This window comes from Sporosarcina sp. SAFN-010, from assembly GCF_059415065.1.
Genome location: NZ_JBPFDS010000016.1, coordinates 1 through 21,218 on the forward strand (window position 1 = coordinate 1; position 21,218 = coordinate 21,218).

Genomic DNA, 21,218 nt, shown 5'->3' on the forward strand with positions numbered 1-21,218 from the left:
TTCTGGCCATAAAAAATACTCCCCTTAGGTCAACAGATTTTATTTTTTAATCTGTCTACCTTATGGGGAGCATATCAATCATGAGAAGGACGCTTTTTACTTACTTCGTACTTTCTTTTGCCCAATCTTCCATCTTGTTGAAGAAAGAAATCATCGCTTGCTTGTCAGTCATATCTGGAACGGTAGCGAGTAATACATCTGGTGTTGGCATCGCTCGTTCTGATGGTTTTTGCAAAATCAGTAAACTTTTTGACTGAGCAGCATTTTTGAAAAGTGTTTGTGGCAATTGTAAAATCCCACGAATAATCGTGTGCTTTTTCAAATACGTGTGCAATTCACCCGCTTGAGCAGACTCGAATAACGAAGATGGAACAATGAATATGCCGTATCCTTCTGGCTTTAGATGATGAATCGTTTGTTCAATGAATAAATGATGAGCGTAAGCATGTCCATCAGCAGGCATCATTTCAAAATTCAATGCGTTTTCATCATCCGGATAATAACCGACGGGTAAATCACATACCGCTAAGTCAACTGGATCGACAAGTAATGGTCGCAGTGCATCTTGTACATAAATGCGAATGGTTTGTTCCATAAGATCAGCACCTGCTACGATCAATCTCGCTAATAACTCATCGATTTCCACAGCGACTGAAGAAGCTGGCACTTCCAGTGAGTTCATTACGGTTAGCAGTAAATTACCGGTACCCGCTGCTGGATCTAGCAATTGCACCATTTCTTTTTGCGGTAGTAGGAAACTCGATATACGCGCAATTAGCATCCCTATCGCATCTGGAGTCATCTGATGGTGAGCCTGCACGTTTTGTCTCATACCTTTTAAAATTGCAAGTTGCAATCCACGTCGGATTTCCTCTTTGGTGACATCCCCTTGCAGTTCAGGACTAGCCGTCCCTTCTGTCCAATTTTGACAAGCTACGATGAGCTGCTCTAAGTAAAGCGACTCATCTTTACTAGCTGCCTCATCTAAATAAGTAAATATCTGTTCTGTATTTGTTTTCATCCTAATCCCTCTACTTCCTTCTTTTCGATCCATCAACCTACTCAACAGCCGCCATGAAAAACCCATCCGACAGCCGGATGGGTTTTCTGCGGGCTACAGCTACCTTACAATCACACCTTCAATTTCTCAACAGCTTCCAAAGCCTCTTGGTAGTCCGGGTGATCGGTTACTTCACTCACGTATTCTGAGTAAGTAATTGTGTCATCTTTATCAATAACAAAAATCGAACGAGCAAGCAGACGAAGTTCTTGTATAGCCACTCCATATGCCTCTCCAAATGAAAGTTCTCGGTGATCCGATAGAATTTGGATATTCCCGATTTCTTCCGTAGAACGATAGCGTGCTTGAGCGAATGGAAGGTCAACGGAAATCGTCATTACTTCCACAGTGTCTCCAAACTTTCCAGCTTCTTCATTGAATCTATGTGTTTGTTTAGAACACACACCCGTATCAATTGAAGGAACAACGCTAATTAAACGAATCTTCCCTTTTGAATCATCAAGCGACACAGGTTGAAGATCATTCGCTAATACTGTGAAGTTTGGAGCTTTGTCGCCCGCTTTCAATTGTTTTCCGACCAATGTAACAGGATTATTCTTGAATGTAATTGAAGTCATTAAGATTCTCCTTTCAGTATCCATCTATCTTACTAGATAGACTGATCGCCTTGCAACTGGCGACTCTCATCTACGTGTACGGTTTTAGCTGTATTCAATTTCTCATAAATTTGCTCGTGAACGACTTCTGTATCCGCAAACAAGTCATGCAACGCTTCTTTACGGGGCATGAAGATAACAAGTAAATACGGAATCAGCAACGTTTTTGAAATATAACGGCCGATGACTTCACGGAACAGAAGTGTTCCCCAACCAAGCGGCTCTCCAGATTTTTTGACGACTCGGATTCCCATAATCATTTTCCCTGCTGTTTGACTGAAATACTTTGTCATGAGCAAGAAGTACGCAAGAAATAATACTAGTAAAATGAGTTTGTATGGGCTGTATAACAAAAAAATCGGATCCTTTATCGGGTAGTCGACAACCCGAAAGATTGGTTTTACTAACAAACCGCTGATTGCACCAACAATAATGATATCAATCAGATACGCCCAAAAACGAATCCAAAACCCCGCTGGTTTCTTTATGAATTCTTGTTTTTGCGTCACTAAGGATCGCTGTTCTATCGGTTCTTCTTGAACTTGAGTTTCTTTAACTTCCTCTACCGGCTGTTCCATTTGTTCAGACATTGTGTCAACACCTCCCCTTAACGTTCACCATACAAATACATCATGCGCGGTGCTTGATAGTCAGTCAGAAGTTTTTGGATCAACTCTGTTTCCGCATTTTTCTTAAACAATCCAGAGACACTCGTTCCGAATAAAGACGAAAAGCTATCTGCAGGAGTATATTCAAATACAGTAGGATTTTTAAACCCTTGTTCTGTGATTAATGCATCTACGACATCCGGTAATTTTCCATAGTCATCTGCAAGACCAGACTCAATCGCTTGACGGCCATTCATAATCCTTCCATCTGCTACTTTTTTGACATCTGCAACTGACATATCGCGGCCATCTGCTACGATACCCACAAACCGCTCATAGGAATCGTTGATCATTTCTTGTAGCATATCCCGTTCTGCTTTTGTCATTTCACGGTTAGGACTCATCATATCTTTGTAGGGCCCTGTTTTGATCGTGTTGAAGTCAATACCGATTTTGTCAGCAAGCTCCGCATAATTCAAACTTTCCATAATCACACCGATTGAACCTGTAATAGTCTCTGGGTGAACAAAGATTTTATCAGCAGGGGCTGAAATGTAATAGCCTCCAGAAGCTGCCATTGACCCCATCGATACGTAGATTGGAATATCTCGATTTTTCTGGATCGCGACGATTTCATCATAAATATCAGATGACTCCACTACTCCTCCACCAGGAGAGTCTACGTGCAAAACAATTCCTTTTATTGTTTGATCTTCCTGAATATCAGCTAACTGATTCAAGAGACTTTGGTGATTGTATCCTGCTGCTGCAAATGGAGATGCAGGTCCAGTGTCTTGAATCACTCCACTTACGTCTAATACCGCAATGCGTTCATTCGAATCACCTTGGTCCAATACCGTTTCCTCGTATGTCGCTCCTGTCATTGCAAAGCTATCTTCAAAAAGAGCGTTAAAATCTCTAGTGAATATGTACGATAGCGAGTTAACTCCGATTGAAACAACGACTAAAGCTGCAGCCGAAATTAGTGCAATCCATCGTTTCGTTGACATTTCAAATTCCTCCTTTAGTTCATACTACGTGTACGTTCCACCATACAGAATGTTTCATCCAGTTTAAGATTGGTGTGAAGATTCCTGTTTTTGCAGACGAATCAGCGCTCGTTTGTTTCTTACATAACGAAGTATTTCAGGTACTGTGAACACTAATAGCGCTATCCATATGAATGCAAAACTGAGCCATTCAAACTTACCAAACGATTCTCCGTAAATAGCAACTCCGATGATAAGCATCATCGTTGGAGCGATATATTGAAGGAAACCCGTGACGTAGAGCGGTATGGATGGTACTCCTTTCGCAAAAAATACTAACGGTAAAGCTGTTGCAATGCCTGTTAAAATGAGCAGGACAACCGTCAACGGATCAGTGTCCATTATAACAGCATCTCCAGTTGAAAAAATCCAGCCATACGCTAGAAGTGCGATTGGAACTGTAAACGCCGTTTCAATAGCAAGTCCTCTCGTTGCATCTAATTTAATATGTTTTTTAATAAGGCCATACAAAGCGAAAGTGAACGCAAGTACAAATGAAATCCACGGGAAAACACCATAATGAATAGTCAGAATCGTTACTCCCACTGCTGCCAGTACGAAAGCCGCCTTTTGGTTACGATTTAACGCCTCTTTTAAGAATATAATTCCTAACAACACTGAAACTAACGGATTTATGTAATAACCAAGGCTCGCTTGCACGATAAAGTCATGATTTACCGACCAAATATACGTAAACCAATTGATTGTAACGAGAAACGAAGCGGCACATAGACTCCAAAATTGCTTTTGCGTCTTCCAAAGTGCTTGAAAGTCAATAAATAACTTTTTACCTTGCCCCATAATTAGGATTGCCAGAACGGTTAAGAGGAATGCCCAGATGATTCGGTTCACTAAAATTTCTCCGCTACTCACGTGGTGAAGACTTTTCCAGTAAATCGGCATGAATCCCCACAATACATATGCAGTGAACACCCAAAGTGCTCCTTGTTGTTGAGTTTGCAATTGTTTCACCCCTTTTGTCAGCATTTAGCTGCACGAAATATCTCTCAATTATACGGGGGCATGTTAGCAAGGTAAAGTCTTTAGCAAAGAAAAGGACTGAGATCATTAAAATCCCAGTCCTGATTATTACATTGTCTCTTGTTTTCGAAGCTGGACACGCATGATTTTCCCTGATGCAGTCTTCGGCAATTCATCGACAAATTCAATTTTTCTGGGATACTTGTATGGTGCAGTAAGTTGTTTTACATGATCTTGAAGTTCCTTCACAAGTGCATTATCGTCTTTTTGAGAGGAATCCCTTAGGACGACGAAAGCTTTGACGACAGTTCCCCGAACCTCATCTGGACTTCCGATGACTGCACATTCCTTAACAGCAGGATGATTCGTAAGGGCATCCTCGACTTCAAATGGTCCTATTGTATAACCAGAACTAATAATAATGTCATCTCCGCGGCCTTCAAACCAGAAATAACCGTCTTCATCTTTCTTAGCCCGATCACCTGTAATGTAATAATCACCTCGGAACTGCATGGAGGTACGTTCTGGATCTAGTAGGTACTCTTTGAACAACGCGGGTGTAGAAACGTGAACAGCGATATCTCCAACTTCTCCCACTTGAGCAAGTTCACCATCATCATTAACGATTTCCACACGATTTCCTGGCGTCGGTTTTCCCATAGATCCTGGTCTTGCATCCATTCCTACCATGGTTCCAACTAATAATGTGTTTTCGGTTTGACCATAACCATCTCTCACTTGAAGAGAAAATATGTTTTCAAATATATCGATGACTTCTTTGTTCAACGGCTCTCCTGCAGATACAGCACTGCGCAATGAGGACAAATCATAACTGCTCAACTCTTCTGCTTTCGCCATGAATCGGTATTCTGTAGGGGTACAACACAATACACTCACTTGATGTGTTGTAATCATATCCATGTAAGTTTTCACGTCAAACTTCCCATTGTAAACGAGTCCTGTGGCACCACTTCCTAAAACAGCAAGAAAAGGTGTCCAAATCCACTTTTGCCAACCTGGCGCCGCTGTAGCCCACACCATATCTCCCTCTTTAATACCAAGCCAGTTTTCACCAGTCGTTCTAAGGTGAGCGTATCCCCATCCGTGTGTATGCACAACGCCTTTTGGCTTACCTGTTGTTCCAGATGTATAAGATAAGAAAGCCATATCACTGGCTTTTGTTGGTGCTGCCTCATATTGAGCTGATACATTTTTCATTTCTTCCGTTAAAGAAATGCCATCTTCTTTTGCTTTTCCTACTACAAACAAAGTGACGTCTTCGATGCCACGCACTTCACTCAATTGACTTGTAAAGGCTTCATACGCAACAATCGCTTTGGCTCCACTATGTTCTAGCCGATATTCAATGTCTGATGCGCGTAACATTTCTGATGAAGGAATGACCGCAATTCCTGCTTTTAAAGCTCCAATATAGGCAACATACGCTTCAATTAACCTTGGAACCATCACTAATAGGATGTCTCCCTTTTTCAACCCATTCGCTTCATAAACAGAAGCAGCACGATTTGCGTCTTCCATTAACTCGTCATATGTATAGTGTTTTTGATTTCCTTCAGAGTCAACGTAAATTAATGCTCTCTTATTTGTTCCATCTGCGTACTTTTCAATTTCAGATACGATGTTATAGCTCTCTGGTGCTAACAATTCTTCTCTCTTCATGAAGACTCCCCCTTTAAACAGTATAGTCAGTATACATCTAAAATTTATTCAATTCAAAAATAAATAAAGAGTAATGATAAAAAAGTTTCTTCACATACTAAAAAAACTGTCCCCACTTTTGGGGACAGTCCAATCAGTTACTTATTTTTGGTAACCGTTCATTTGTTGTTGAGCTTGACGTACCAATCGCTTTGTAATTTCTCCGCCTACGGAACCGTTGGCACGCGATGAAGCGTCTGCTCCAAGCTGAACTCCAAATTCTGATGCGATTTCGTTTTTCATTTGGTCAAGCGCTTGTTGTACACCTGGTACAAGAAGTTGGTTTGAATTGCCGCTGTTTGAGTTTGTCATGTTGATGTCACCTCCCTTGTGAACATAGAATGTACCGTTTGGGTAAATTCATGCACAGAAAGGAAATGGTAACTTTTTCATATTATGAAATGGTCTAATTGAAGGCGCTCTTAAGCGCTTCAAATCAGTACTTACAGTGTATGTTGCACCTTATATAAATCGAAAAACAGTTAATGAATTATGAATTGAGCCTGCCCATTCGCTACTATAAAAGCGCTTGTTAACTGCTCGGGCACACATTCAACCAATTTTTTTCACAACAGGTCACAGAACTCATCCGTCTTTTCTTCAAGGAAACAGTCGATGATTTTGCGATTTTGAATCGCTTCATTGATCATTGGTTCGAAGTCGATGAAGCTTTCGTAGTACTCGACTTTTTCTAAACGCGGTTTCGTTTTAGGGCTTGATGGCGTGAAAACAGTACAGCAGTCTTCAAACGGTTGAATAGATGTTTCATACGTACCGATTTTTTTAGCCATTTCGATGATTTCCAATTTGTCCGTTGCGATAAGCGGACGTAATATTGGGGTCGAAGTAACTGCGTTAATTGCTGTAAAACTTTCGAGTGTTTGACTCGCCACTTGTCCTAAGCTTTCTCCAGTTACGATAGCAAGTGCATCAATTTCCTTACGTAGCTGATCTGCAATACGTAGCATAATTCTTCTTGTAGACGTGATGGATACGTTCTCAGGGACTTGTTTGACAATCGCCTGTTGAATTTCAGTGAATGGAATGACATGCAATTTTATCTTTCCGCCATACGCACTAATCTTACGTCCTAGCTCAACTACTTTTTCTTGCGCTTGCTCACTTGTGAATGGAGGGCTTGCGAAATGGATTGCTTCTATAGTGACGCCACGTTTCATCATTAAGTAACCGGCAACAGGACTGTCAATTCCACCAGACAACATAAGTAATGATTTTCCGTTGGAACCTACAGGCATGCCACCTGCACCTTTAAATACTTTAGAAGATAGGAATGAACCACCTTCTCTTATATCGATATGAAGTAAAATATCCGGTTTTTTTACGTTCACGCTTAGATTGGAATGGGCTTTTAAAACTGTGCCGCCTATTTCTCTTTGCAATTCGCCTGTTACTAACGGAAATGATTTGTCCGTTCTTCGTACTTCGACTTTGAATGTTTTCTCATCAGTATCTTCGGTTTCAAAAATCGCTAGTGCTGTTTGTTGAATCGCTTCAACAGTGGACTCACATTTTGCAATCGGGCTATAAGATTGAATGCCCGCAACGTCGGCTAACCGCTCTATCGCTTGTTCCAGGTCCTCAGTAGTTGCATATAAAAACATGCGATCGCGTTCAGCTTTTAGTTTAACCGATTGTAAATCATGGAGAACTTGCTTAATATTCGTGGTCAGCTTTTGTATAAATACTTTTCGATTTCGCCCTTTTAAGGACATTTCTCCGTACCTTATGAGAAGTTCATTCCATATCATGCAGTTTCATCCCTTTCTTGATCATCTTTAAAAATTCTTTAATCACTTGTACGAGCGTGTCGATATCTTCTTCTGTATTCATTTTACCGAAGCTAATTCGAATTACACCTTTACGGTAATCGTCCGGTACATGGATCGCTTGGATAACGTGACTTACTTTGTTTGTTTTTGAAGAACACGCACTGGAAGTGGAAACCATGATGCCATGTGCTTGAAAATAATTAACAGCAACTTCGCCAGTGATCCCTTTGAATGCAACTGTAAAAATATGTGGAGCACCCTCTTCAGGTGAACAGATCCTAACAAGTTTTTCAGCATCTAAAAGGTTCCGCAGCCGTTCACTCCATCGCTTATAGTTAGGTAGGTTATTTTGTTCGATCACTATTCTAACCGCTTTAGCAAATGCCACAGCTCCAGCTACATTGGCGGTCCCACTTCTAAAACCTAGCTCCTGACCACCTCCAAAAGTGATTGCTTCAGGCTCTTTAAATTTCTTTGTTATTAAGCAGCCAGTCCCTTTCAACCCATGGATCTTATGCGCAGATAGTGTTACGGCATCCACCCATTCAGGATATGGCAATGGAAGTTTCCCGAGGCTCTGTACACAATCCGAATGGAATATTGCTCGGGAATGTTCACGGATTACTTTCGAACATGCTTCAATTGGTTGGATGGTCCCAATTTCATTATTTACGTGCATGATACTCACTAAAATGGTATCTTTCCTAATCTTCTGCTTCAGTTCTTCCGGAGATACTTCACCTGATTCATTGACAGTAAGGAAGTCAATTTCAAATCCTTCTTGTTGCAAATGGAGACATGCATTCCGAACTGAATCATGCTCGATCTCGGTTGTAATAATATGGTTTCCACGGTGCTTGAGGCTGTTTGCATATCCGACAACAGCCAAATTATTGGCTTCGGTACCGCCAGAAGTAAAAATCACAGTACTTTCGGAGTCTCCAGCAAGGGTGGCAATTTGCTTCCTGGCAGATGCTAAAAGCTGTTCAGCTTTGTTCCCAGCTTGATGAAGTGAAGCAGGGTTCGCATAATACGTGCGGTTCACTTGTGTAAATGTCTGAAGAACTTCCTCTTCTGGGATCGTTGTTGCACTATTATCCAGATAAATCATCATGAACTCGTCCTTTCATGCAACTTAAGCGGCACAAAGCCACCTGCACTCAATGTGCGGGTGGCTGATAGTACGCTTACTGTACGTGTTCTTGTATTAACTCTTCAATTCGCTTCATTGCACCAGGTTCCACTTCTTCAACAGCCGTAGCTGCTTCTTCCAGAGCTTTTGCATAACGGAATTGTCTGAAAGCCATTTCCGCCTCCAGCAATCGGGCATGCATGGCCGGATGAGATGCTCGATATCGGTTTCCATATTGAATGATTTGTTCAGTCAACAATGCATTTTCTAACATTTCATCAATTTTCAACACGACTTCATGAACTTCTTTTTCTGCGTTGTCTATATATCCTTCAACAAGTGCCATATTGAGTGGAACTTCTTCTAAACCATTTTTAACAATAAAGAGTTGTTCATCCGCTTCTTCTAACCGGACCTCGATATCATCTGGCACTCCAGGAATATTGGCTTTCAGAAGTTTTCGTTCAGCTTCTTGTAATGTCCTCGCGAGCTCTTCCAGGCGTGTTCTAACAGTTATTTCATCGGTACGTAGACTCTTAATACGTTCCTGGAAAGCAATTGTTTCCATTTCGACGCGCTCTAACGTTTCAGCGACTGTACGTAAGTCTAGTGCAAGTCCAGAGTAAGCTGACTCTCCATTCTCACCTTGACTAGTTAGCAGTTCAAACCGCTTAGTAGCTTCTGAGAGCTCAATGAGGAAGCCTTTAGGAATCGCCGCTTCTTTCTCATCTAATCGGTAACTTTGTTGAACGAATAATGCTTCATCTGCAATTTCCTTAGAAAACGACTTAACTGACACAAGCTTATTTGCAACTTCTGCATAATTCTGTTCCATATACTGTCGTTCTTTCACTTCTTCTTCGAGTGCATCATAGAAGGAGTCCAAGCTTTCATCAATTTCAGCTAAACGTTTTTGAACGGGTTCAACATCAAGAATCTCCACTTTACCAAGTAATTCTTCTGATTCACGCTCAATTGCTGATAACGATGATTTTAAACTTAAGTGTTCTAAGTAGTAACCGTCTTCTATCATTTCAGCTACACCATTTCGGAGTTCCCGAATCGAAGCTGGGAGTTTACTTTGCAACTCGCTAAGTACTGAAGGGATTTCTCGTATCAATGGGAACAACTCATTCGCTTTGGATGCAACTGCAATTACATTTTCCCTTGCTTGCAAGTAATTTCCGTTATCTGTTAAATCATCGTATTCTTCAAATGCAGGTTGGAAATATTCAAGTTCCTTTTCTAATGCCGGAACAGTTCTTCCATAAGAATGCTGATGGGCTAACACAGATTTCCGGGCTTCCCTGAATTCTTCTCTTAAGGATTCCATCTCTACTCTGTTTTTTTCTTCACTGCCAATCAGTTCATTCAATTCCTGTAAAATTGAATTTTTACGTTCTTCACACACAGTTAGTTGTTGTTCAATGTCTTTTTCAATTCCAGTTGCTTTTTTAAAGCGGAATCGATCGACCATTTCTTCGGTATCAAATAGTAAGGAATCAATTTTAGGAACGAGCACATCGACGACTTCTGTCCATTCGTTGCGCCAACGTTCAAATTTCTCCTCTGTTTGACCTGTCATATTCAGCTGTTTGACTTTTGTCATTTCCTCAAATATCGGTTCATGCTGGATTTGAAGCTTTTCATGCTCCAACTTGCTGATTTCCTGGATATGCTTTCGTCTCAACAAAAACATTGCAACAGCCAGCACAATCACTATGATGATTGGAATGATGAAGTAGTTCACCATTGTCCATCCCCCTATTCCGCAACGACTCTACAATTGATAATACCTTATATAGTAACACGTTTAAAGAATTTTCGTGTTGAAAAAGGGCGAATCTTCGTCGAAAATTTGTTTACTTGTGTGAAACACCTCGAAAAATGTATGATTCTATTAGATATCCTACTATTTTTAGGAACTAATTACACGGAAATGAGGGAGCTTTTATGTTCATGGGGATCGAGTATTCGAAGGATTCAACAGAAAGTTATCGCCAACTTGCTGACCAGCTTCAACTTTTGTTAGATGGGGAAAAGAATCGCATTGCAAATTTAAGTAACGCCTCTGCCTTACTAAGTAATTTCTTGGAGCGTACCAATTGGACTGGTTTTTATCTAATGGAAGAGGGAGAACTTGTCCTTGGACCGTTCCAAGGGCTTCCTGCTTGTATTCGAATTCCAATGGGAAGAGGTGTATGCGGAACTTCCGCAAAAAATAGAGAGACCCTAGTTGTAGAAGACGTACATTCATTCGAAGGACACATCGCATGTGACTCCGCTTCCCAATCTGAAATCGTGCTACCACTCGTGAAGAATGATGAGCTCATCGGAGTATTAGATATTGATAGTCCGGAAATCGGTCGTTTTTCTGAAGAGGATCGGATAGGCCTTGAACAGTTTGTAGAAGTTCTTTTACGACACATTTAAGTTTGACTCATCCAAACAAAAAGCAGCTGAGTGCATTCACTTCGCTGCTTTTTGTTTGCCTCAATATTCTTAATTAGAAAGGGTTTGCTGCTCTTTAGACACTTGCAGAAACGCTTGCTCTAAGTCTGCGATGAGGTCATCAGCGTACTCTAATCCTGCTGACAATCGCAGGAGTCCATCACTGATTCCCATCTTTTCACGATCCTCTGCTGGAACTCCTGAATGTGTCATTGTTGTAGGATGCTGGATCAGAGTTTCTGCGTCGCCCAAGCTAACCGCAATTTTGATCAGTTTCAGATGATTCATGAATGCTTGCGCTACAGGTTGACCTCCTTTTATCGTAAAGGAAACTAGGCCACCTCCTGCAGACATTTGGTTCTTTGCGATTTCGACTTGTGGATTGTTTTCATCAAACGGATAATAGACCGTTTCCACCAGGTCTTGAGCTTTCAAATACTCCATCAATCGGGTTGCATTTTCGCTATGCCTTTGCATTCGTACAGAAAGTGTTTTCAGCCCACGGATAAGTAACCAGGCATCGAACGGGGATATGATGCCCCCGTAATCTTTTTGTACACTTCCGCGGATGCTATCAATTTCCTCTTTGTCTTTACCCGTTAGCAAGCCAGCAATGACATCTCCATGCCCATTTATATATTTTGTGGCACTATGCAAGACAAAATCTGCTCCAAAATCAATCGGGTTTTGCAAATATGGGGATGCGAATGTATTATCAACGACGATTTTCAGCTTGTGTCGTTTCGCAACTGCTTCAACCGCTCGAAGATCAGCGAGTTCCATTGTAGGGTTAATCGGTGATTCGATGTAGATACATACAGTGTCAGGTGTAATAGCCGCTTCAATTTCTTCTTCTGTGCCCATTGGAGTCAGGCTATGGGTAATGTTGTATTTCTTTTCCATAATTCCAAGTAGACCAAAAGTACACCCGTAAATCCCACGTGAACAAACGATGTGATCTCCCGTTTTCGTCAGATGAGTCAGGATGGCACTAACAGCAGCCATTCCGGAACCGAATGCAAGGGACCCAGCCCCGTTTTCAAGCATGGTCATTCGTTCTTCCAACACTCGTACTGTTGGATTGCCTAATCTTGAATAGATACCACCTTCTTCTTCCCCTGCAAATCGCCTTGCCCCTTGTTCTGCTGTGTCAAAAGCATACGTTGATGTTTGATATAAAGGGACTGCTAAACTCCCATGATGCGAACTACTGTCATAGCCTGTGTGAACCGTTGCCGTATCTTTATGAATTTTTTCATTCACCCTGAATCATCCGCCTTCCACTAATGAAGTAAACGCTTACATTCATTGTATGCTTACCCGTTGTAAAACTCAAAGGAAATCGGTCCTTGCCCATTATTCTGCAAGTACCGATTCACTAACGATAATTCGATTTTTACCGCCCGATTTTGCTGAGTAAAGCGCTTCATCGGTGTTTTGAAATAATTGCTGGTAGGTTTCCTGGTTTGTCGAAGGTGCCCACACGCTCACTCCGATGGAAACGGTAACGGAAGGTTTCGTAAGTTGTGGCATTTTAAGCAGCAGTTGTTTTGCAAGCTGCTTTCCTTCTACAAGGGTTGCTCCCGGCAAATAAACCGCAAATTCTTCTCCACCCCACCGTCCCGCGATATCATGATCCGTAATGCTCGATTTCAGAAGGTCCGCGGTTTGTTTTAGTACAGAATCCCCGATGGCATGACCAAATTGATCGTTCACTTGTTTAAAATCATCCACGTCTAGTAGAAGAAAAGCACCGCCGATGCCTTTTTTAAACGCAGAGGACATATGTCGATCTAAGTACCCTCTCGCATATAAACCAGTCATCTGATCTTTGTTCGCAAGGTCTTGCAATTTTTCACGGAGCGCAGAATTGGATAGCGCTAGAGATGAATGGCTAATAATCGCCTTCACTAGTTTGAAGTCTTCAAAAGTAAAATGATACTTCTCTGTGTGAATAAGCAATGTATACCCTGCAATTTTTTCAGAAATGACTATTGGAGCAATCATTAGTGAACGATAAGGAGTGAATCCTTCAATGTCATCGTTCTTCAAATCCGCAATAAAAACCGCTCCATTTTCTTTTCTCACACGGTTCTCGGCATAATCCAAATAGCGGCCTCCAGCCTGCGTTAGAAAGTACGAAGTCGTTTCTTTCGATAAAACAGGAGGTTCCTGATCCCTAAAATAGACAATTGCTACCTCTTCAGGTTCAAAGGTTTCTTTAAGTCGACTGTAAATATACGTAATCATTTCCTCGAACGTGAGTCGTTCCGTGAGCTTTTTAGAAACTTCATTCACCAATTGTAATTCATGGATCAACCGGTGGGATTGGTCGTACAAGCTCGTATTTTCGATTGCATGCCCTGCACTTTCTGAAATATTACGGACGAATTCTTTTTGCATAGGAGAAAATATATAATTACAAGGTGCAGAAAGCTGTAGAATCCCGTACGTACCTTGCATACCTTTTACCGGAGCACTTAGGATTTCAGCATCATGTTCAGCGTCTTTTCCAAGCGTCAATTCCCCAGAAAGAAAAGCTTCAACAGTTGATGGAAGTTCATTGGAATAATCGAATAACCTATAGGGGCAAGAAGAGGCCAGCTGTTCTTGGGAAAGTATGAGTTCCACTTGAATTGATTCGAATTTTTCAGAAACCGTAGATACAAGTTCTGACTGGATTACTCCTAATTCCATAGTAGAGTTAAACGTCTTAGTTGCTTCAAGTAGGCTTTGATAATTTTGGGAATGTTTGTAGAGTGATTGATATCCTTTAATAGTTTCAATTAGCCTACCAAGCAAAAGTTGGAACTTCTTGAAGAATTCAGATGATGCAAACGCATGCCATTCATCTGTCGACTTCACAAGTACCATTGCAACGGGTTCCCGTTTCTCATTTCTAATCATTAGGGTATCATCGGCAAAATCTAACGGATCGTCTGTTTCTGAATAAGTTCCGGATTGCATAGGTGACGTTAAGGTTTCTACTACGCCAACACTGCTCCGGCTATTTTCTTTCACCAAGGATGCGGCAGGATAGAATTGGTTCTCTTCATATAGAAAGAACTCTATTTTCGTGACATTGAAATGGGTTGTGAACAACTCTTCAAAGAGGCGAATGAATTCACTTTCTTTTACGTTCTTCATCACGCCTACCATTAAATCCAGTAAGTTACTCTTAATCGATTCATACATTTGCTCATTTGTTTTCATATAGACACCCTCTATCATTCAGTAAAAGCATCGATAACTTACTTTCATTTTATAGTATCAAGATTCAAAATGCAACTTTATGACTAGTACAATATATCCATTTCGAATGATTTATTCTAGAAGGACAGAAGTCTCTTTTGAAATCACTTGACGAGTTTGTCCATTATTGGTATGATAGTCGTTGTGTAAAATAATTGCAGCAGTTGTGTGTTCTCTATTGCTCAGTCTGTTCCTCAATTTGAGGTGTATCCTGTAACCCTTGGCTGCAGAGGTGAAGATACATGAAAACAGAATGTCGTAGGGTTTGAACGCATCTGGTCTTATTTTACAACAAAATAAAACCAACAGAGGAGGAGTCATTCATGGCTCGTTATACAGGTCCATCTTGGAAACAATCTCGTCGTCTTGGTATCTCACTAAGCGGCACTGGTAAAGAAATCGAAAAGCGTCCTTACGCTCCAGGTCAACACGGCCCGAACCAGCGTAAAAAACTTTCTGAATACGGTCTTCAACAACAAGAGAAACAAAAACTTCGCTTCATGTACGGTGTGAATGAGCGTCAGTTCCGCACATTGTTCAACAAAGCAGGTAAAATGCAAGGTCTTCACGGCGCTAACTTCATGATCCTTCTTGAAACTCGCCTGGACAACATCGTTTACCGTCTTGGTCTTGCTCGCACACGTCGTGCTGCACGCCAACTCGTTAACCACGGTCACATCCTTGTTGATGGTAAGCGCGTAGATATCCCATCTTACAGCGTGAAGCCAGGTCAAGAGATTTCTCTTCGTGAAAAATCACAAAACCTTGACATCGTTAACGAATCAATCGAAATCAACAGCTACGTACCTGAGTTCGTAACGTTCAACGCTGACACTAAAGTCGGTAGTTTCGTACGTCTTCCAGAGCGCAGCGAACTTTCTGCTGAAATCAACGAAGCTCTTATCGTTGAATTCTACTCACGTTAATAATGAGTACACTTCCCTTCCGGATTTTCCGGAAGGGTTTTTTGTTTTGTGGGGAGAAGGCATAGATATTTGATGGGGCATTTTCTTATGGCGTGTGTGTTTCTTTCTTTCGCGCGTAAATAGCGTTCTTCCGCGCACATTCCTCTACCTTTCGAGCGCATTCCGGTCTGGGCCGCGCGGAATTTCTCGTTCGCGCGTTTTTCCAGTTCTTTCGCGCGTAAACACCGCTCCTCCGCGCACAATCCTCTTACGTTCGCTCGCATTTCTTTCTGCTCCGCGCGGAATTTCCCTTTATCGCGCTTCTCCAGTTCTTCGACGCACAATCCTCTGCCTTTCGCGAGCATTCCGGTCTGGCTCGCGCGCAATTTCTCGTTCGCGCGTTTCTCACGTTCTTCCGCGCGTAAACACCACTCCTCCGCGCACAATCCTCCGCCTTCCGCGCGCATTCCGGTCTGGCTCGCGAGCTATTTCCCTCTCGTGCGATTCTCCAGTTCTTCCGCGCGTAAACATCGCTCCTCCGCGCACACCCCTCCACATTCCGCCCGCATTTGGTCCTGCTCCGCGCGGAATTTCCCTCTCGCGCGCTTCTCCAGTCCTTCCGCGCGTAAACACCGCTCTTTCGCGCACAACCCTCTACCTTTCGCGCGCATTCCGGTCTGCTCCGCGCGCAATTTCCCTCTCGCGCGTATCTCCAGTCCTTCCGCGCGTAAACATAACTCCTCCGCGCACAATCCTCTGCCTTCCGCGCGTATTTCGTTCTGCTCCGCGCGGAATTTCCCTTTCGTGCGCTTCTCCCGTTCTTCCGAGCGTGAACATCGCTTCTCCGCGCACAAATCCCCTTTCACGCGCCTCCTAACGGCTCCACGCACAAATTCCATAAAAAAATCAGAGAGAAAGGTTTTAACCTTTCTCTCTGATTGATTGTTCATCTTATTTAAACATAACCATTGTATACTTCTTCTTACCACGACGGACAATCGTAAATGCATCTTCTAAACGGTCAGCCGCGTTAACATCATGCGCTGTATCCGTTACTTTGTCGCCGTTCAATGAGATTGCACCGTTTGTCACATCCTCACGAGCTTGACGTTTAGAAGGGGATATCCCAGCTTCCACTAGCAACTCAACGATATTGTGATCTTCTTTCGCCATCTCGAATGTAGGGACATCTTTGAAAGCATCCTTCATTTCAGAAGTCGTCAATTTCTTCAAGTCTCCACTGAAAAGTGCTGCAGAAATACGGATCGCTTGATCGAGTGACTCTTGACCGTGAATTAGGCGAGTCATTTCTTCTGCCAGCGTCTTCTGCGCTTTGCGCAAGTGAGGTTCATCCGCAACCGAACGCTCCAGTTCTTCAATTTCAGAACGATCCAAGAATGTAAATATCTTCAGGTAGTGTACAACATCTGCATCCGCTGCATTGATCCAAAATTGATAGAACTCATAAGGAGATGTCTTGGCAGCATCCAACCAGACAGCGCCACCAGCTGTTTTACCAAACTTTGTGCCATCGGATTTCGTAACAAGTGGAATCGTGATTCCGAATGCCTTAGCTTCTTCCTCGTGAGTCTTGCGAATGATTTCGAGTCCCGTTGTAATGTTCCCCCACTGGTCAGATCCTCCGATTTGCACGCGGCATCCGTAGTGATTATACAAGTGGTTAAAGTCGATTCCTTGAATAAGCATGTAAGTGAATTCTGTAAACGAAAGTCCTGTTTCTAAACGGGATGCTACGTTTTCTTTCCCTAACATGTAGTTAATATTCAACAATTTACCGTAGTCACGCAAGAATCCAATCGCACTCATCGGACCCATCCAGTCTTTATTGTTTACGAGACGTGCTCCATTTTTATCTGCAAAATCGAACAAACGCTCAAGTTGGACTTTCAATCCTTTTACATTTTCATCAACTTGCGCTTCCGTTTGAAGTTGTCGTTCATCCGCACGGAATGATGGATCCCCGATCATCCCAGTCGCTCCACCGATAAGTAAAATAGGGCGATGACCGTGTAGTTGGAATCGTCGAAGAGTTAGAAGCGGAACAATGTGTCCGATATGCATGCTGTCTGCCGTCGGATCGACACCGCAATAGAGCGATACTTTTTGTTCGTCGAGCAGCTTCGCCATTCCTTCCTCATCCGTTTGTTGGTAAAGCAACCCTCTCCATTTTAAATCATCTAATAAATTCTCAGTCATATAACTTCCTCCTCCATTTTTGCTTCACAAACACAAAAAATCCCTACACGATCTAAAAAGATCATGCAGGGACGCCAATTGTACATGTAAGCGCGGTACCACCCAGCTTGAGATAATTATCTCCGCTTTATTAGCAATAACGCCGCTATCCGCGCAACACTCCAAAGCTGTAATTCGTGAACAAGGTACCGAGCAGCTTCCACCTACCGCTGCCTCTCTATACGGATCGCCTGCCACTACTGCGGCTTTTTCACTGTGAAGAGTAACTACATCATATTGTAGTCGAAAATGGAAATTTGTCAAACAAATTCAGTCCACTACTGTTAGAATATGCTATAATTAATATGATTTTTAGGAGGGAACGAATTGACAAAACAGGACAAAAAACGTGTTGATGAACTTGAAGATAAATTCGAAGCGATGAAGAAAACCAAATGGGCAAAAAATACCCGGATTACCTCAGGCGTCATCTGGAATCTCTTTTTGCTTTTCTTAGTTATCGGTTTGACGTTAACGGTTTTCGGCGCTTCCGTAGGGGCAGGTTATTTCGCCTCGCTTGTTGAAAAAGAACCACTTCGTTCAAAACAGGAAATGCGCAGTGAAATCTTAAGTTATGAAGAAACATCCGAAATCTATACGAACGGAAAGTACTTAAGAAAAGTACGAGCTGACATAGACCGGAAAGAAGTCAAACTCGAGGATGTCTCCCCTTACGTCATCAACGCCGTTTACGCGACGGAAGATGAATACTTTAACACACATAACGGGATTGTCCCTAAAGCGGTTTTCCGTGGACTTTTCCAAGATGTCACTAATTCTGACAATCAAACTGGTGGATCTACGCTTACACAACAACTGATTAAAAACCAAATTTTAACGAACGAAGTCTCTTATGAGCGTAAAGCGAAAGAACTCTTGCTTGCAATGCGGTTAGAGCATTTCATGACCAAGGATGAAATTTTGGAATCCTATCTTAATATCATTCCATACGGACGTAATTCTAACGGTGGAAACATTGCTGGAATCGAAGCTGCTGCGGAAGGAATTTTCAATAAGACCGCAAAAGAGTTGAATCTCGCTCAATCTGCATATATCGCTGGGATTCCCCAAGCTCCTTTCGCCTATACTCCGTTTTATAACGGAACCAATGGGTTGAAAGATGAAAAAGGATTGAAGCCCGGCATCAATCGTATGAAAACTGTTTTATTCCGCATGAAAGAAACGGAATATATCACCGAGAAGGAATACAATGAAGCGATTGCTTACGATATTACAAAGGATTTCAGAACTGCTGCTCCTGCACCTAAAAGTAGAGATGAATTCTTAACAGATGAAATACAGCGTAGTACAATCGCCATTCTAGCTGATATGATTGCAGAAGAAGATGGAATTGACGCTGATCGATTAAAAGAAGATAAAAAACTTAATGAGAAATATAGTATTTTAGCAGAACGTTCCATGAGAAATGATGGTTTCCGAATTCATTCGACTGTTGACTTAGCCTTGTATAATGCGATGAACGATGTTTCGGAGAACTTTTCACAATATGGATTCACTACCGCATTAAACTCCACCAATAAACAAACCGGAGAGAAGGTAACAGAGAAGTTGCCAGTTCAAGTCGGTGCGACATTATTGGACAATAAGACTGGTAAGATTTTAGCATTTGTCGGTGGACGCGATCATGAATTGGAAGCAACAAATCACGCAACACAAACTACTCGACAGCCTGGTTCTACTATCAAGCCATTGCTCGTTTATGCACCAGCCATTGAGTATGGTGTCATCGGTGCTGGTAGCCCGGTAGTCGATGTGAAATTCAGAAGAGGAAGTTATACTCCAGCCAACTTCATACCGACTCAAGAGTTAGGAATTATTTCTGCTCGCCAAGCTCTTACTACTTCACAAAACTTAGCGGCACTTCGTCTTTATAATCAGATTCTTGATAGACGACCAGCAGAATTTCTAAAGAAAATGGGTTACACAAGCCTAGTGGAATCTGATTACGAAAACCTTTCTGCTTCATTAGGTGGTTTGAGGTATGGTGGCACGGTCCAAGAAAACACAAGTGCCTATTCCACACTTGCAAATGGTGGGCAACATGTAGACCCTTATATTATCGAAAAAATAGAAGATAGAAACGGCAACGTCGTCTACCAACATAAAGTTGAGCCTGTACAGGTCTTCAGCCCGCAAACCGCATACATTGTGACTGATATGCTTCGGGATGTCGCTTCTAGCGGTACTGCAAAAGTGATGAAAAGCAAACTGAATTTCAACGTAGACATCGCAGCAAAAAGTGGTACGACAAACTCATTCAGTGATGCTTGGCTACTTGGTTACAATCCTAACGTTTCCCTTGGCGTATGGCTGGGTTATAAATACCAAACCAAATCTCTTGAAGGTCGAGGAAACGCCCAATATGGAACCGCAAGTTCACGTACGAACGCTTTATATGCAAAACTCATGAATGCCATCAACCAAGCACGACCTGAAACGGTTGGTCAAAATGTTCGTTTCCAACGACCTAATGGTGTTGTGAATCGCTCATTCTGTGGTATTTCGGGTCTTGCTCCGTCAGCTGCATGCTCAGCTGCAGGATTAGTCCGTTCAGATCTCTTTAATGCGAATGTCATGCTTCCTAACAAAGCGGATGACAGCATCATTTCATCATCTTCTGTATCTGTTAAAGGAAAGAGATATGCAGCATTGCCTTCGACCCCTTCTGAATTCATTACTGCTGGTGGCGTAGGTGTCAATGAGGAATTCATCAAACGGATGCTTGGACCTTTAGGTGGAGATGCATCCAAGTTGTTCCCAGCACGATCATCCTTTGCGTCTCGCGTCGTATCCGGCGCAATCTTCCCTGCGGATGGCGTAGCGCCTGCAGGTGTGACGGCTTCGCAAAATGGCTCTGTATTGACATGGAGTGCGTCTCCATCAAACGATGTCATTGGCTATTATGTCTACAATGGCGGAACGCGTGTAGGGACAATCATAGATGGTCAGTCACTCTCTTTCCCTATAGGAAGTGGAAACTATACGGTTCGAGCTGTGGATATTACAGGATTAACTTCCGCCCCTTCCAATGCAGTTAAGACCGTGGCAGAAGCACCTGAATCGGAAACTCCTGACGACTCAACTAATGGATCAGGCGATAGTGGTGGCGATACGGGAACGACACCACCTGATTCAAACACTGATACAGGCACCAAACCTAAGCCTCCCGGTAATGGTGGTGGCGATGGAAAACCGAAACCTCCTGGTAATGGTGGGGATGACGGGAAACCGAAACCTCCTGGTAATGGCGGGGATGACGGGAAACCGAAACCTCCTGCTAACGGTGGGGATGGTGACGGAGATGGCGATACAGGCGGCGAATAATCATTGCCGTCCCTCTCCTTCATTTTAAAAAAACTTAAAGAAAAGGCTGGACA

General features: G+C 42.4%; 17 protein-coding genes and 1 other annotated feature. Of the genes, 3 read left to right on the forward strand and 14 right to left on the reverse strand.

Translation table 11 applies throughout. From position 1 onward, the window contains the following. Nucleotides 1-100 precede the first annotated feature (100 nt). The 10 genes from ACR65F_RS15305 to ezrA form a co-directional block, all read right to left on the reverse strand. Nucleotides 101-1,021 carry a class I SAM-dependent methyltransferase gene (locus tag ACR65F_RS15305; RefSeq protein WP_440504925.1) on the reverse strand — a complete coding sequence of 307 codons (921 nt, stop codon included), beginning with the start codon at nucleotides 1,019-1,021 and terminating at the stop codon, nucleotides 101-103. 110 nt (nucleotides 1,022-1,131) lie between these two features. Then, nucleotides 1,132-1,638, reverse strand: a complete 507-nt coding sequence (tpx, locus tag ACR65F_RS15310) for a thiol peroxidase (protein ID WP_440504926.1) — start codon at nucleotides 1,636-1,638, stop codon at nucleotides 1,132-1,134. 32 nt (nucleotides 1,639-1,670) lie between these two features. Next, on the reverse strand, nucleotides 1,671-2,267 hold the full coding sequence (locus ACR65F_RS15315; RefSeq protein ID WP_231567279.1) for an RDD family protein: 597 nt from the start codon (nucleotides 2,265-2,267) through the stop codon (nucleotides 1,671-1,673). A 17-nt stretch (nucleotides 2,268-2,284) separates the two neighbouring features. Continuing rightward, complete coding sequence (sppA, locus tag ACR65F_RS15320; protein WP_440504927.1) at nucleotides 2,285-3,295, reverse strand: signal peptide peptidase SppA; 1,011 nt, start codon at nucleotides 3,293-3,295, stop codon at nucleotides 2,285-2,287. A gap of 63 nt (nucleotides 3,296-3,358) precedes the next feature. Next, entirely contained in the window at nucleotides 3,359-4,306 is a 948-nt protein-coding gene (gene rarD / locus ACR65F_RS15325) for an EamA family transporter RarD (protein WP_440504928.1), read from the reverse strand. A gap of 117 nt (nucleotides 4,307-4,423) precedes the next feature. Beyond that, a complete protein-coding gene (mbcS, locus tag ACR65F_RS15330) occupies nucleotides 4,424-5,995 on the reverse strand; it encodes an acyl-CoA synthetase MbcS (protein ID WP_440504929.1) in 1,572 nt (523 codons plus the stop codon). A gap of 141 nt (nucleotides 5,996-6,136) precedes the next feature. Beyond that, nucleotides 6,137-6,346 (reverse strand): alpha/beta-type small acid-soluble spore protein, encoded by a 210-nt coding sequence (locus tag ACR65F_RS15335; protein ID WP_039043946.1) that lies wholly within the window; start codon nucleotides 6,344-6,346, stop codon nucleotides 6,137-6,139. A gap of 254 nt (nucleotides 6,347-6,600) precedes the next feature. Continuing rightward, the gene (gene thiI / locus ACR65F_RS15340) at nucleotides 6,601-7,803 is read right to left on the reverse strand and encodes a tRNA uracil 4-sulfurtransferase ThiI (protein WP_039043945.1); all 1,203 of its coding nucleotides are present in this window, start codon (nucleotides 7,801-7,803) and stop codon (nucleotides 6,601-6,603) included. Then, nucleotides 7,790-8,938: a cysteine desulfurase family protein gene (locus ACR65F_RS15345; protein WP_440504930.1), complete on the reverse strand. Its 1,149-nt coding sequence runs from the start codon at nucleotides 8,936-8,938 to the stop codon at nucleotides 7,790-7,792. The genes thiI and ACR65F_RS15345 overlap by 14 nt, the downstream gene beginning before the upstream one ends. A gap of 73 nt (nucleotides 8,939-9,011) precedes the next feature. Next, a complete protein-coding gene (ezrA, locus tag ACR65F_RS15350) occupies nucleotides 9,012-10,709 on the reverse strand; it encodes a septation ring formation regulator EzrA (RefSeq protein WP_440504931.1) in 1,698 nt (565 codons plus the stop codon). A 200-nt stretch (nucleotides 10,710-10,909) separates the two neighbouring features. Here ezrA and ACR65F_RS15355 point away from each other — a divergent pair, with 200 nt between their 5' ends. Beyond that, the gene (locus ACR65F_RS15355) at nucleotides 10,910-11,389 is read left to right on the forward strand and encodes a GAF domain-containing protein (protein ID WP_039043942.1); all 480 of its coding nucleotides are present in this window, start codon (nucleotides 10,910-10,912) and stop codon (nucleotides 11,387-11,389) included. A gap of 69 nt (nucleotides 11,390-11,458) precedes the next feature. On the opposite strand, the gene megL is transcribed toward ACR65F_RS15355, so the two are convergent. Continuing rightward, entirely contained in the window at nucleotides 11,459-12,670 is a 1,212-nt protein-coding gene (megL, locus tag ACR65F_RS15360; protein ID WP_039043941.1) for a methionine gamma-lyase, read from the reverse strand. 93 nt (nucleotides 12,671-12,763) lie between these two features. Next, nucleotides 12,764-14,620, reverse strand: a complete 1,857-nt coding sequence (locus ACR65F_RS15365; RefSeq protein WP_185737022.1) for a sensor domain-containing diguanylate cyclase — start codon at nucleotides 14,618-14,620, stop codon at nucleotides 12,764-12,766. 362 nt (nucleotides 14,621-14,982) lie between these two features. Here ACR65F_RS15365 and rpsD point away from each other — a divergent pair, with 362 nt between their 5' ends. Beyond that, complete coding sequence (gene rpsD, locus ACR65F_RS15370) at nucleotides 14,983-15,585, forward strand: 30S ribosomal protein S4 (RefSeq protein WP_039043939.1); 603 nt, start codon at nucleotides 14,983-14,985, stop codon at nucleotides 15,583-15,585. Here the strand turns inward: rpsD and ACR65F_RS15375 are convergent. Together ACR65F_RS15375 and tyrS are read right to left on the reverse strand one after the other, a co-directional pair. Further along, nucleotides 15,582-16,031, reverse strand: coding sequence for a hypothetical protein (locus ACR65F_RS15375; RefSeq protein WP_440504932.1), 450 nt, complete (start codon nucleotides 16,029-16,031; stop codon nucleotides 15,582-15,584). The genes rpsD and ACR65F_RS15375 overlap by 4 nt on opposite strands. Nucleotides 16,032-16,515: 484 nt before the next feature. Then, complete coding sequence (tyrS, locus tag ACR65F_RS15380) at nucleotides 16,516-17,781, reverse strand: tyrosine--tRNA ligase (protein WP_440504933.1); 1,266 nt, start codon at nucleotides 17,779-17,781, stop codon at nucleotides 16,516-16,518. Between the two features lie 64 nt (nucleotides 17,782-17,845). After that, nucleotides 17,846-18,044, reverse strand: a binding site (T-box leader). 103 nt (nucleotides 18,045-18,147) lie between these two features. Here tyrS and ACR65F_RS15385 point away from each other — a divergent pair. Next, on the forward strand, nucleotides 18,148-21,165 hold the full coding sequence (locus tag ACR65F_RS15385) for a transglycosylase domain-containing protein (protein WP_440504934.1): 3,018 nt from the start codon (nucleotides 18,148-18,150) through the stop codon (nucleotides 21,163-21,165). The last annotated feature ends 53 nt before the right edge of the window (nucleotides 21,166-21,218 follow it).

Bases quoted from the DNA above. Each gene is read 5' to 3' on its own strand.
- ACR65F_RS15305 (WP_440504925.1), bottom strand. From the start codon at position 1,021: ATGAAAACAAATACAGAACAGATATTTACTTATTTAGATGAGGCAGCT.
- tpx (WP_440504926.1), bottom strand. From the start codon at position 1,638: ATGACTTCAATTACATTCAAGAATAATCCTGTTACATTGGTCGGAAAA.
- ACR65F_RS15315 (WP_231567279.1), bottom strand. From the start codon at position 2,267: ATGTCTGAACAAATGGAACAGCCGGTAGAGGAAGTTAAAGAAACTCAA.
- sppA (WP_440504927.1), bottom strand. From the start codon at position 3,295: ATGTCAACGAAACGATGGATTGCACTAATTTCGGCTGCAGCTTTAGTC.
- mbcS (WP_440504929.1), bottom strand. From the start codon at position 5,995: ATGAAGAGAGAAGAATTGTTAGCACCAGAGAGCTATAACATCGTATCT.
- ACR65F_RS15335 (WP_039043946.1), bottom strand. From the start codon at position 6,346: ATGACAAACTCAAACAGCGGCAATTCAAACCAACTTCTTGTACCAGGT.
- thiI (WP_039043945.1), bottom strand. From the start codon at position 7,803: ATGATATGGAATGAACTTCTCATAAGGTACGGAGAAATGTCCTTAAAA.
- ACR65F_RS15345 (WP_440504930.1), bottom strand. From the start codon at position 8,938: ATGATGATTTATCTGGATAATAGTGCAACAACGATCCCAGAAGAGGAA.
- ezrA (WP_440504931.1), bottom strand. From the start codon at position 10,709: ATGGTGAACTACTTCATCATTCCAATCATCATAGTGATTGTGCTGGCT.
- ACR65F_RS15355 (WP_039043942.1), top strand. From the start codon at position 10,910: ATGTTCATGGGGATCGAGTATTCGAAGGATTCAACAGAAAGTTATCGC.
- ACR65F_RS15365 (WP_185737022.1), bottom strand. From the start codon at position 14,620: ATGAAAACAAATGAGCAAATGTATGAATCGATTAAGAGTAACTTACTG.
- rpsD (WP_039043939.1), top strand. From the start codon at position 14,983: ATGGCTCGTTATACAGGTCCATCTTGGAAACAATCTCGTCGTCTTGGT.
- ACR65F_RS15375 (WP_440504932.1), bottom strand. From the start codon at position 16,031: ATGCGCGCGGAAGGCGGAGGATTGTGCGCGGAGGAGTGGTGTTTACGC.
- tyrS (WP_440504933.1), bottom strand. From the start codon at position 17,781: ATGACTGAGAATTTATTAGATGATTTAAAATGGAGAGGGTTGCTTTAC.